Origin of the sequence: Acidiferrobacter thiooxydans, assembly GCF_003333315.1 — a bacterium.
Taxonomy (GTDB): domain Bacteria; phylum Pseudomonadota; class Gammaproteobacteria; order Acidiferrobacterales; family Acidiferrobacteraceae; genus Acidiferrobacter; species Acidiferrobacter thiooxydans.
In genome coordinates, this window is record NZ_PSYR01000001.1 from 1,144,341 (window position 1) to 1,156,262 (window position 11,922).

The following is an 11,922-nucleotide window of genomic DNA, read 5'->3' on the forward strand; positions in this document are numbered from 1 at the left end:
CTCGAAGTCTTATGCGCTATGTTGGTTACTGGGTCTCCGTCTGGACGGCACAGGCCACGGCCCACAGGAAGCCTGTGAGCTCACGGGCAATGGCCGTGCACACCTGCACCTTGATCTTGCCGGCGCGGATCAGGTGCTGGTAACGGCCGCAGAGCCGCTTCTGGGCCTTCCAGGCGATGGCCTGCACGGGATCGCTGGTGTTCTTGGCCCGCCGTTGCAGATGCGCGGTCTTGCGCGCCGGGAAGCGGTAGCACCAGGCGGCCTCGGTGAGCACCCGCCGGACGTGCCCATTGCCGGTCTTGGTAATGCCGCCGCGGCGGGTGGTGGCGCCACTGGAGGATTCGGAGGGCACGAGCCCCAGATAGCTCATGAGCTGCCGGGGCGAGGTAAAGCGCGTGAGATCCCCGATCTCGGCGACCACGGTAAGGGCCGTCACGAGCTGTATGCCGCGCAGCGCCATCAAGGCGCGCACGATGGGGGCTAATGAGAAATCGTCCAGGACCCGCACCATCTCCTCTTCCAGGGCCGCCACCCGGCCGGTGAGATGGGCCACGGTATCGACGTACTCCTGGAAGACGTTCTGCTGGACGGGGGCCTCGAACTTGAGGGTCATGAGCCACTCACCATGGGCCTTGGTCCATTTGGTCTTGCCCGCGGCATAGAGGCGACCATGACGCAGGAGAAAGGCCGATAGGCGCTGCTTGGCCTGCCGCTCGAGGGCCTTGGTGTCTTCCCGGGCGCGGGTGAGGTCGCGCACCGCCTCTTGCTCGGGTCCTGGGACCCAGACCGCCGTGAGCTCGCCGGCGCGATGCAAGCGGGCGAGCGATTCGCTATCCCGGCGATCGGTCTTCACCCGATCCCCGGGCTTTACGGGGATGAGCGAGGGGGCGACCACGGCGCAGGCATGGCCCAGATGGGTCAACTGCCGGTGGATGCCGTAGCCGCAGGGGCCGGCCTCGTAGCAGAACGACAGCACCTCACCGGCCGGGCTCAACTTCTTCACGAGCTTGGCCACCGCCTCCGGGGTGTTGGCGATCTCCCCGTAGTAGCGCGGCTTACTCTGGCCGGCCTCGGCAATAGCCACCGCTATCGTGTCCTTATGTGTATCCAAGCCTATGTACTTGCTAAACTTCGTCATGACCTGCCCCCTCAATTGTGGCTCTGAGCTGATGGTGGTTTTCCCGACCTCAAGCTTAATCCACGTCGCTTGAGGCCGGGCAGGTCAATACATGATGTCTATAATGCCTGACATGCGCCCGCCGCGTGACGATCATATCAAAAACCGCTGCCACGGCTAAGGGAGGCCGGATGTCTCGTGCACGCCCGCAAGACCTGGGCCTTAGGACCCTGCGCCTGCCGGTGGGGGCCTGGGCCTCCCTTTTGCACCGCATCACGGGCGTCCTTTTGATTGCTGTGGTGGGGCTCGCGGTTGGGCTTTTGCGGACCTCTCTGCAAGGCCCGGGGGGTTTTCAGCAGGTGGCAAACGCGGTCCGCGGTCCGTGGGGGCATGTGATCGGACCGCTTGCGATCCTGGTGGCGGCCGAGCACCTCTACAGCGGGATGCGCCATCTCGCGCATGATGTCGGTTGGGGATTCGGGCGCGAGCACGCGCGCCTAACGGCCGGCGCGGTCATGATCCTGGCGGTAGTGACCGCGCTTGCGGCGGTGTCGGCATGGCCCTGAGCGATCGGAATCTCGGCAGTCGCCGCGCCGGCAGCGGTGCCTATCTGCTCGTGCGCGCAAGCGCGCTTGTGATCGCCGGCGGGGCGCTCGTGTTCATGGCCCTGATCGCCGACCTCCCGCGCTTTGGCTACGGTCCCTGGCAGGCGCTCTTGCGCGAGACCGCTGTGCGTATCCTGCTGGCCGGTTGGCTTTCGGCGGTGGCGCTGCATGCCTATCTCGGCTGCGACTCGATTCTGAAGGATTATGTCCATAACGTCTTCGCGCGCTTTGTCGGTCTCATGGTGATCGCCCTAGGCCTGCTTGCGCTGGTCGTTTATGGCGTGGTGGCGGTGTGGGTGTGAGCACGCGCCTGCCGCGCCGCCAGTTCGATTGCCTGGTGCTGGGCGCCGGCGGCGCCGGTCTGCGCGCGGCCTTGCAGCTTGCCGATGGCGATGCCCACGTGGCCGTGGTGTCCAAGGTCTTTCCCACGCGTTCGCACACCGTGGCCGCGCAAGGCGGGGTGAATGCGGCCCTTGGAAACGTGCTGCCGGATTCCTGGCACTGGCATATGTACGATACGGTCAAGGGCGGCGATTATCTGGGCGATCAGGACGCGATCGAGTATCTCTGCCGGGCGGCGAGCCGGCTTGTCATCGAACTCGAACACTATGGGGTGCCGTTTTCACGCATCGATGACGGCCGTATCTACCAGCGCAAATTCGGCGGGCAGAGCCAGAATTTCGGGGGCGAGCAGGCGGCGCGCACCTGCGCTGCGGCCGATCGCACGGGCCATGCCATCCTCCACGCCCTCTATCAGCAGAATATCCGCGCCAAGACCCATTTCTTCGATGAGTTTTTCGCCATCGACCTGTTGCGTGATGCCGACGGCAGTACCCTGGGCGCGTTGGTCCTCGAGATCGAGACCGGCGACCTCTTTGTGATCGAGAGCAAGACCACGCTGATCGCCACGGGTGGCGCCGGACGCATGTACCGCACCAGCACCAATGCCCTGATCAATACCGGTGACGGGCTTGCCATCGCATTGCGCGCGGGTCTGCCCTTGCAGGACATGGAATTCATTCAGTTCCACCCCACCGGACTTGCCGGTCTCGGGGTGTTGATCACCGAGGGCGCGCGCGGCGAGGGCGGGTATCTCGTGAACGGTCGTGGCGAGCGTTTCATGGAACACTATGCGCCGCATGCCCGGGATCTTGCCAGCCGCGACGTGGTGAGCCGGGCGATTCACATGGAGGTGTCGGAGGGGCGTGGCTGCGGGCCGCGTGGCGATTATGTGGAGCTGAAACTGGATCACTTGGGTGATGACACGATCCGCAAACGCCTGCCGGGCATACGCGACACGGTGCTGCGTTTCGCCCATATCGATCCGGCGCGCACCCCGATCCCGGTCTATCCGACCGCCCATTACATCATGGGCGGCATCCCCACGAACCGCTTCGGACAGGTGGTAGCCCCCGAGCGCCACGGCCCGGAGGCGCCGCAGCCCGGGCTCTACGCGGTCGGCGAGTGCGCGTGTGTGTCGGTGCATGGCGCCAACCGCTTAGGCGGCAACTCGCTGCTCGATATCATCGTATTCGGGCGCGCCGCCGGCAACCACATCCTCGCGGCGCTCAAGGAGCAGCGCTACCATAAGCCCCTGCCCGGGGAGGCGGTGGAGCGCGCGCAAGAGCGGGTGCGGCGCTGGGAGCGTCCGGGAGAGGAATCGGTGGAGGCCCTTGGCGCCGAACTCCGGCGCGTCATGGAGCGCTACTGCGGGGTGTTCCGCACCCAGGACGTCCTAGACGAGGGCGTGCGACGGGTACGCGAGATCCGCGAGCGGCTCGCCTACGCCGGGCTGCGTGATCACAGCCGGGTCTTCAACACCGCCCGGATCGAGGCCCTGGAGCTCGAGAATCTGGTCGAGGTGGCGCTCGCTACCGTGGTCTCGGCGGCGGCGCGTCACGAGAGCCGCGGGGCGCATTCGCGGGTCGATCATCCCGAACGTGACGATCGTCACTGGTTGAAGCACACCCTCTATCTGCGCGCGGGGGAGACCATCGATTACAAGCCGGTGCGCATGAAGCCCCTGACCGTCGATTCGTTTCCGCCGATCGCGCGCATTTATTAGGAGCCGGCTCATGCGCTTTCGCATCTATCGTTATAGACCGGAGGAGGACAGCGCGCCGGTTCTGCAGGATTACGTCCTCACCCCCGAGGTTCTAGACGGTGCGGTGATGCTGCTCGATGCCCTGATGCTTCTCAAGGCTCAGGATGAGACGCTCGGCTTTCGGCGTTCGTGCCGCGAGGGCGTGTGCGGGTCGGATGCCATGAACATCAATGGCCGCAACGGACTGGCGTGCATCACCCCGCTCAAGGATCTGCGCGAGCCGATCACCTTGCGTCCGCTGCCGGGGATGCCGGTGATCCGCGACCTGGTGGTCGATCTCTCGGGGTTTTATCGCCAGTATCGCGCGGTGCGGCCATGGCTCATAGACGAGGGGCCGGAGCCCGAGATCGAGCGCCCCCAGAGCCCCGCCGAGCGCGACCGGCTCGACGGTCTTTATGAATGCATCCTCTGCGCGTGTTGCACGACGAGCTGTCCGTCGTTCTGGTGGAACCCGGAGCGCTTTCTGGGTCCGGCGGCCTTGCTCCAGGCCTATCGCTTCGTCACCGATAGCCGCGACAAGGCGCTCGGCGTGCGCCTGGATGATCTCGAGGACCCCTACCGCCTGTACCGCTGCCATAGCATCATGAACTGCACCGACGTCTGCCCCAAGGGGCTCGATCCGGCGCGCGCCATAAGCGGAATCCGGGCATTGCTCGCCAGGCGCAGACTATGACGCAGGCCGCGGCGGTGCGTTGGCGTTGTCGACGCGGGCTCCTCGAGCTCGATCTGGCGCTTGGACGTTTCCTGGAAGACGGCTATGGGCGGCTGTCGCCACCTGAGCGCGCCTTGTTCGAGGAACTCCTCACGGAGCACGACGCCGACCTCTGGGCATGGATGCAGGGGGCGCCGGCGCCGGCGCGATATGCCGCCATCCTCAAATCCTTTACACTGCCACGCTGCGACCCAAACGACGACCGCTTGTCAACTACCCCGCCCTAAAGGACGGAGCTTGGAGGTAACAACCGAAAAGTTGGGTTGACCAGGGAGCACAGGATGGTTCTGTGCAGACGTCAGCAATAGGTCGTTACGACCCACTCCGGGATGCTTCCTCAGTCCCGGACACTGGAAGGGTGGGATCATGCTGCGGAAAGGTAAAGCCGCGAAGGTTCCATCCGCTCTCGCGTAGGCCATACCCCCACACAAAGGGGGTTGTCCACGGCCCACAGGCCATAGCGGCCTGCAATGCAATGAGAGAGGAGCCGGTTGCTGACCATCCCGAGGGGAGAGACCCGTTAAGGGTCTGTCACTAGCGCCCGTAAGGGCGGTTTTTTAGAACGAGGACTGTATGGCGGTATTGGTGTTAGATCGCAGAAAGAAACCACTGATGCCGTGCGCGGCCCGCCGCGCCCGGCTGCTGCTGGCACGCGGTCGGGCGCGGGTGCATCGGATGGTGCCGTTTACGATCCGGTTGGTGGACCGGCTGCAGGAAAACTCTACCCTGCAGCCGGTGCGGTTGAAGCTGGACCCAGGCAGCAAGACCACGGGCCTGGCCTTAGTGCGGGAGCAAGACATCACGGACACAACGAGGGAAGAATCTGTCCGTACCCTCACGGTGCTGATGTTGCTGGAATTGCAGCACCGAGGTTCCGTGATCCGCGACCGGCTCACGGCCCGGCGCGCGTTCCGCCGGCGCCGTCGCGGGAACTTGCGGTATCGTCCCGCCCGCTTCGACAACCGGGCGAAACCGGCGGGTTGGTTGGCGCCCAGCCTGCGCCATCGGGTCGATACGACGATAGCGTGGGTGGCACGTCTTAGCCGACTGGCGCCGGTAACATCCCTGTCGCAGGAACTCGTGCGGTTTGACATGCAGCAGATGCAAAACCCGGAAATATCCGGCGCCGAATACCAGCAAGGCACGCTCTTTGGGTGCGAGATCCGCGAGTACCTGCTGGAAAAGTGGGGCCGGAAATGCGCTTACTGCGGGGCAGAAAACGCGCCCCTGGAAATAGACCACATTCACCCGAAGTCCCTGGGAGGCAGTGACCGGGTGAGCAACCTCACCATCGCCTGTCACGATTGCAACCAGGCCAAGGGCAATAGCCTGCCGGAACAGTTCCTGTCGAAACAGCCGGAACGGGCCAAGAAGATACTGGCCCAGGCCAAGGCGCCATTGCGCGACGCGGCGGCCGTAAACAGCACTCGCTGGGCCTTGTGCCAACGCCTCAAGGAAACAGGCCCGGAGGTGGAGGTCGCGAGCGGCGGCCGGACGAAATGGAACCGCCACCGCCTGCATATCCCTAAGACCCATAGCCTCGATGCCGCCTGTGTCGGACACGTCGATGCCATCCGCCGCTGGCAGCAACCGGTCCTGACCATCAAAGCCACAGGCCGCGGCAGTTACCAGCGCACGCGTCTCACACGCCACGGTTTCCCCCGCGGATATTTGACCCGCAACAAAAGCGCCTTTGGGTTCCAGACCGGGGACCTGGTGAAGGCGGTGGTGACGACGGGCACAAAAGCCGGCACCTATCTCGGCCGCGTCGCCATCCGCGCCAGCGGCAGTTTCAATATTCAGACCGGGAGCAGACTGATACAAGGCATCCATCACCGATTCTGCAAGTTGATACAGCGGGCGGACGGCTATGGATATTCGTGGACGAAGAGAGCTTTGAACAAAGGAGATGCGGGAATGGGGCGGTCTGCGACCGCCACGCTCTCCCTCCCCGGCATGATGGGCCATGCGGCCCACAATGATGCCGGGGTTTCCCGCGCAACTGGATGATCGACCCCAAGTTTTTAAGAAACGAGCCACACGAGGTCGCGCGACTCCTGGCGCGCCGTGGCTTTGTGCTCGATGTCGAGACGCTGAAGGCGCTTGAGGCGCGCCGCAAGATCGCCCAGAAGGAGACCGAGGACCGTCAGGCGAGCCGCAACGCGCGCGCCAAGGCCATAGGGGGCGCCAAGGCCCGCGGCGAGGATATCACGGCGCTCATGGCCGGTCAGGAGGAGGATGCGCAGCGGCTCGCCGAGGCCCAGGCGGAGCTGACGTGCGTGCAGGCGGCGTGGGATGAGCTGGCGTCGGCCCTCCCCAACGTCCCCGCCGAGGACGTCCCGGATGGGCGCAGCGAGGAGGACAATGTCGAGGTGAGGCGCTGGGGCGATGTGCCCGCGTTCGGGTTTCCGGTACGCGACCATGTGGATCTCGGCGAGGGCCTGAAGGGTCTCGACCTGGCGGCCGCCGCCAAGCTCGCCGGCAGTCGGTTTGCGGTGTTGCGCGGACCGCTTGCCCGCCTGCAGCGCGCGCTCACGCAGTTCATGCTCGACCTCCACACGCGGGAGCACGGCTACACCGAGGTGTATGTACCCTATATGGCCAACCGCGAGAGCCTGTTTGGGACCGGCCAGCTCCCGAAGTTTGCCGCAGACCTCTTTGCGATCGCGGATCTCCCCTATTTCCTGATACCGACAGCCGAGGTGCCGGTGACGAACCTCGCCCGCGACATGGTCTATGCGCGGGGCGAGCTGCCCGCGCGCTATGTCTGTCATACCCCATGTTTTCGCAGCGAGGCGGGGGCCGCCGGACGCGATACTCGCGGCCTTATCCGCCAGCATCAATTCGAGAAGGTCGAACTCGTGCAGATCGTAGCCGCCGAGGATTCGGCGCGCGCCCATGAGCAGCTGACCGGGCATGCCGAGGCGGTGCTGCAGCGCCTCAAGCTACCCTATCGCGTCATGGCGCTGTGTGCGGGCGACATGGGCTTTGCCTCCGCCAAGACCTATGACCTCGAGGTCTATCTGCCCGGCAGCGGCCGCTATCGGGAGATCTCGTCTTGCAGCAATTTTCGGGACTTTCAGGCACGGCGTCTGAATGCCCGCGTCCGTGACCCGGGTCAGAAACCCGAGCCCGTGCATACCCTGAATGGCTCGGGGCTCGCGGTTGGCCGTACGCTGGTCGCGGTGCTCGAGAACTACCAAGAGGCCGACGGGGGCATACGGATCCCCGATGCCTTGGTCCCCTATATGGGTGGTGAGACGAAGATCGTGCCGCCCCTCTAGGGATCCCATGAGTACCGCGGGCATCGCACGCCCGGGCGCGCCTGTCGAGGCCGCAAGAGGGCGCCGCCGGCCGCTCAGGCCTAGGCCTTGCCACGCTTCACGAGGGCATCCAGGCTGAGACAGCCGGCCCCGTTGACTGCGAGCAGGATCAGTCCCCCGGTGAAGCTCACCTCCGCGAGCGTTATGATCTGATTCGTCATGGTCGCCAGGTTCTGATGGAAGATGACGATGGCGGCGATCGAGAATAGGGCGAGCAACAAGGCCGCATAGCGCGTCCACAGGCCGACCATGATCGCAAGGCTACCGAGCAGTTCGACTGCGATCACGACCGGCAGCAGCGCCCCGGGGACTCCATAGGACATCATATAGAGGCGTGTCCCATCATAGTCCTCGATCTTGCCGAGGGCAGCAAAGAGAAAGATGAACGCCAGAAGTACGCGCCCGACGAGATCGAAGACCGCAAGCCCTTTATTCTGACATGACATGTGATGTTCTCCCTGGCGGGCCTATCCCGCGGATATAGCCTAGGGGCGCCTTGGGTGCCTGTCCAGGACCCCCAAGGTGGAGTTGCCGTTGTCGAGACGGTATCCTAGGGGCCTGGAGAGGTGGCAGAGCGGTCGAATGCGGCGGTCTTGAAAACCGTTGAAGGGCAACCTTCCGGGGGTTCGAATCCCTCCCTCTCCGCCATTTCAGAGCAGAACTGCGAACGCCGGGGCGTAGCCGGCTTTACGTCGGCCGCGGCGGTCAGCGTCTGCCGCTTTTAAGGGTGCGGAGGTGTACCCCATCCCGGCCTTGTAGAGTATTTCGCAGGTGACGGATCGATCATGGCTCGGATGGCCGGGTGGACGCGACCGGCGTGAGGGCGTGAACCGGCACGAGTGTGCGCAAATGCCACGCGATGAGAAGCCCAAGACCCGCAAGCCCGCAGATCAGTCCGCCTGCGCCGCTCCATCCCCAGCGTGCATAGAGGATTCCGCCACCGGTGCTGACGAAGGCTGATCCGAGATAGTAAAAGAAGAGATAGAGAGAGGCGGCCGGGGCCTTGGCCTGTGCGCGTCGCCCCACCCAGCTGCTCGCGATCGAGTGACCGCCAAAGAAGGCGAAGGTGAGCACGGTCATGCCCAGCAATATGAGCAGGATTTGCGTGCAGAAGCTCACGGCAACCCCGGCCAACAACAAGGCCAAGGCCACCCAGAAGACCCGGCGTCGGCCGAGCCGTCCGGCCTTGTGGCCCATCCAGGATGAGCTGAAGATCCCGACCACGTAAACACTGAACAGGAGCCCGACCGCGGCCTCGCTGAAGTGGTAGGGGGCGGCCATCAGACGGTAGCCCAGATAATCGTAATAGGTAACGAAGATCCCCATGAGCAGGAACCCCTCGGCAAATAACCACCGCAGTCCCCTGTCTTGAAAGGGCTCGCCAAGGCTTGCAAGCGAGGTGCGCCAAGCGACGTGATGTGGCACGAAGCGCCGCGAGGGTGGCAGGAAGCGCCAGAACGCAAAGGCTGCAATCAGGGCACCGATGCCGATGGCGGCAAGCGCCATCCGCCATCCAAAGAGGCTCGCCAGAACGCCCGAGAGCAGGCGTCCCGACATCCCGCCGACCGCGCTACCGCCGATATAGAGGCCCATGCCAAGGCCCACGGCCTCGACATGGAGCTCTTCGTTGATATAGGCCATGGCCACCGCCGGCACGCCACTGAGCGTGATCCCAAGCAGCGCCCGCATGACGAGCAACACCCGCCAGTCTGGGGCGAGACCGGTTGCGAGCACGAGCAGTGCGGATAGAAACAGGGATGCCGTCATGACCGGTTTGCGACCCAAGCGATCAGCGAGCGTGCCGGCAAAGAGCATGGCCACTGCCAGGACCCCGGTCGTGAGTGAGAGCGACAGGGCGCTATCGGCGGGGCTCACCTCGTAGTGATGCGAGAAGGCGGGCATGAGGGGTTGCACGCAATAGAGTGTACTGAAGGTCGAGAGACCAGCCCCAAAGAGCGCCACATTCACGCGCCGGAAGGCGGCGCTTCCGAGTGTTATCGCGTCTTCGTCAGACATCTTTTCGGGGTTTCGTTCAAGGCGCGCGAATCCCAGGTCCGATCCATGGGCGGTTAGTTGTCTTATGGTTGCCGGTGACCTGCGTGGCAATGGCGGGCATTCTAATCCGGGTACGGCTCGCGGCGATAGGGCGGCGTGGCCGATGGTTTGTTCATACCATGCCTGTCCGGTTGATGTCCAGGCTCGCCATGGGGAGTGTTCTGGCACGGCCAGGCCTTTGCCGACAGCCCTGCGGGAGTTTCAGCGCATGTCTCGAGATGCGCAGGCGCGCCGCCACGGCTCAGGGCGTCCCGCGGGCCTGATGGTGTCGTTTGCCTTTGGTGTGGCGTATCGGCAGAGGCCTGCCGCTTCGACAATCGCTCGATGGTCTTGCGGTGCCGGATGTGAGAGCGAAATGCCTACCTCACGGCGGGGACCGTTATGCTTGTAACGCGTACACCGCTGCAGGTCTGATTCCGGAAGCCTACCTTGCGGCGCCGCAGACGCCGGGCCTGTCGGCATGGCCATTCCCACACCAGCCTTTGCTGAACCGTTACAAGACGGTGTCCCGTGGCGGTACAAGCGGCGCGCCGGCAGGGCTCGCCGACCGAGATCGTATCGACAGTGGCCGGTTGAGCGGGACGGGGCGCTCGTCGGCGGCACGATGTGCAACGAAGGGCGCGGCGTTCATCGCAGGTATATGCGGCAGGCGTAGTCGAGGTGCGCCCAAAGCGGGACACGCGAGGCCGCCGCGCCATCTCCGCGGGGCGTCGGCACCGGCAGGTTCGGAAGGATCGGGGTCCGCGATCCCTGGAAACGTCTGTTACCGACCGCGTCGAGCCCTACGGTCAGGTCAGCTCCGCTGGCGGGCAGGGATACGATCATCCCGCGACTAGGGGCTACACGCACCACAGCGTCGTGCGCAACCGAGATCCGGCAAAGACAGAGGAGGTTCTGCCGATGATTCGCGCGCCACGATATGGAGAATATTGGTGCTGCGGATGGCGGGAGTTGCGCGCTCCATCGCCCAAGAGTTTTTATGTCAGGGGATCCGGTGCCATGCGCCTGCGCCTATGTTCTGCGCTCAGTTCGCAGGCGGCTCACAGGTATCGAGGATCGGACGGGGTGTGGCCGATCTTGCGGTCAGTCGTCCCGCGGCCCGGCGGCCTTCAATCGGCGTGGCTTGCCTCGGCGTGCGCGGCCAAACGCGCTTGGCGATGCTCTTCCTCGCGGCGTGCAGCGTCAATTTCGCGCAGGACTTGGGCGATATCGGGAGGGGTCGATTCCGGATGGTAGATCCCGGTCAAGGGTGTGTCGGGTTGCAGGGCACGGGTTTGATAGAGGGCCCACATCTCGCGTCCGTAGTCGGTCGTAGCCAGCGATGGGGCAAAGCGCCCGAAGAAGGCCGTGAGATGATCGATATCGCGCACGAAGAAGGCTGCGGCATTGTTGTTGGCGACCGCATTCAGATGCTGAGGCAGGTCGATGATGACCGGGCCCTTGTCATCCAGCAGGACGTTGTATTCGCTAAGGTCGCCATGAACGATGCCCGCGCACAGCATGCGTGCCACGTCGCGCATGAGGGTTGCATGGATGGCGGCCGCCTGGGCGGCCGTCAGGATCAGATCGGAAAGGCGTGGCGCAGGCTCCCCGGCTGCGTCCACGATGAGCTCCATGAGCAGCACGCCGTCGATGCAGAGATAGGGTGTCGGTACGCGTACGCCGGCATCGGCGAGCCGAAAAAGGGCATCCACCTCGGCATTCTGCCAGACCTCCTCCCGTTCGTGGCGCCCGAAGCGCGACTTTTTGGCCATGGCCCGCCCACGCCGGCTGTCGCGGACGGTTCGTCCCTCCTGGTAGAGCCCAGCCTGACGAAAGCCGCGTTGGCGGGCTTCCTTGTAAACCTTGGCGCAGCGCACGCCGTGGGCGGTGGCAACGACGAACAGGTCCGCCTCCTTGCCGCTGCGCAAGGGCTGGATCACATGGTCGATGAGCCCGTCTTCCAACAAGGGCGCCAAGGTCTTGGGGGTGCGCAAAGACGTATTACCGCATCATGGGCAGCGAGG

The 11,922-nt window shown here is 64.6% G+C and carries 11 protein-coding genes and 1 tRNA gene; 8 read left to right on the forward strand and 4 right to left on the reverse strand.

Translation table 11 applies throughout. The annotated features are described in order from the left end of the window. Positions 1-25: 25 nt before the first annotated feature. Positions 26-1,138 (reverse strand): IS110 family RNA-guided transposase, encoded by a 1,113-nt coding sequence (locus C4900_RS05780; protein ID WP_114282560.1) that lies wholly within the window; start codon positions 1,136-1,138, stop codon positions 26-28. A gap of 170 nt (positions 1,139-1,308) precedes the next feature. Between C4900_RS05780 and sdhC the strand changes: the two genes are divergently transcribed. The 7 genes from sdhC to serS all read left to right on the forward strand — a co-directional run bounded on the left by sdhC (position 1,309) and on the right by serS (position 7,822). Next, positions 1,309-1,683: a succinate dehydrogenase, cytochrome b556 subunit gene (gene sdhC / locus C4900_RS05785; protein WP_065968912.1), complete on the forward strand. Its 375-nt coding sequence runs from the start codon at positions 1,309-1,311 to the stop codon at positions 1,681-1,683. Then, positions 1,674-2,024 (forward strand): succinate dehydrogenase, hydrophobic membrane anchor protein, encoded by a 351-nt coding sequence (sdhD, locus tag C4900_RS05790; protein WP_065968913.1) that lies wholly within the window; start codon positions 1,674-1,676, stop codon positions 2,022-2,024. Before sdhC ends, sdhD begins: the two co-directional genes overlap by 10 nt. Further along, positions 2,021-3,787 carry a succinate dehydrogenase flavoprotein subunit gene (gene sdhA / locus C4900_RS05795; RefSeq protein WP_228579878.1) on the forward strand — a complete coding sequence of 589 codons (1,767 nt, stop codon included), beginning with the start codon at positions 2,021-2,023 and terminating at the stop codon, positions 3,785-3,787. The genes sdhD and sdhA overlap by 4 nt, the downstream gene beginning before the upstream one ends. A gap of 10 nt (positions 3,788-3,797) precedes the next feature. After that, positions 3,798-4,499 carry a succinate dehydrogenase iron-sulfur subunit gene (locus tag C4900_RS05800; RefSeq protein WP_065968915.1) on the forward strand — a complete coding sequence of 234 codons (702 nt, stop codon included), beginning with the start codon at positions 3,798-3,800 and terminating at the stop codon, positions 4,497-4,499. Further along, positions 4,496-4,765, forward strand: a complete 270-nt coding sequence (locus tag C4900_RS05805; protein WP_065968916.1) for an FAD assembly factor SdhE — start codon at positions 4,496-4,498, stop codon at positions 4,763-4,765. The genes C4900_RS05800 and C4900_RS05805 overlap by 4 nt, the downstream gene beginning before the upstream one ends. Before the next feature lie 346 nt (positions 4,766-5,111). Further along, entirely contained in the window at positions 5,112-6,548 is a 1,437-nt protein-coding gene (iscB, locus tag C4900_RS05810; protein WP_065968917.1) for an RNA-guided endonuclease IscB, read from the forward strand. Further along, on the forward strand, positions 6,545-7,822 hold the full coding sequence (gene serS, locus C4900_RS05815; protein ID WP_065968918.1) for a serine--tRNA ligase: 1,278 nt from the start codon (positions 6,545-6,547) through the stop codon (positions 7,820-7,822). The genes iscB and serS overlap by 4 nt, the downstream gene beginning before the upstream one ends. An 80-nt stretch (positions 7,823-7,902) precedes the next feature. Here the strand turns inward: serS and C4900_RS05820 are convergent, their stop codons facing one another. Then, positions 7,903-8,307, reverse strand: a complete 405-nt coding sequence (locus C4900_RS05820; RefSeq protein WP_065968919.1) for a DoxX family protein — start codon at positions 8,305-8,307, stop codon at positions 7,903-7,905. A 114-nt stretch (positions 8,308-8,421) separates the two neighbouring features. On the opposite strand from C4900_RS05820, the gene C4900_RS05825 reads away from it, so the two are divergent. After that, a tRNA-Ser gene (locus tag C4900_RS05825) sits at positions 8,422-8,509 on the forward strand. Positions 8,510-8,644: 135 nt separating this feature from the next. Here the strand turns inward: C4900_RS05825 and C4900_RS05830 are convergent. Next, positions 8,645-9,877, reverse strand: coding sequence for an MFS transporter (locus tag C4900_RS05830; protein WP_065968920.1), 1,233 nt, complete (start codon positions 9,875-9,877; stop codon positions 8,645-8,647). Positions 9,878-11,025: 1,148 nt separating this feature from the next. Beyond that, the gene (locus C4900_RS05840; protein ID WP_065968921.1) at positions 11,026-11,892 is read right to left on the reverse strand and encodes a PA4780 family RIO1-like protein kinase; all 867 of its coding nucleotides are present in this window, start codon (positions 11,890-11,892) and stop codon (positions 11,026-11,028) included. Between the last annotated feature and the right edge of the window lie 30 nt (positions 11,893-11,922).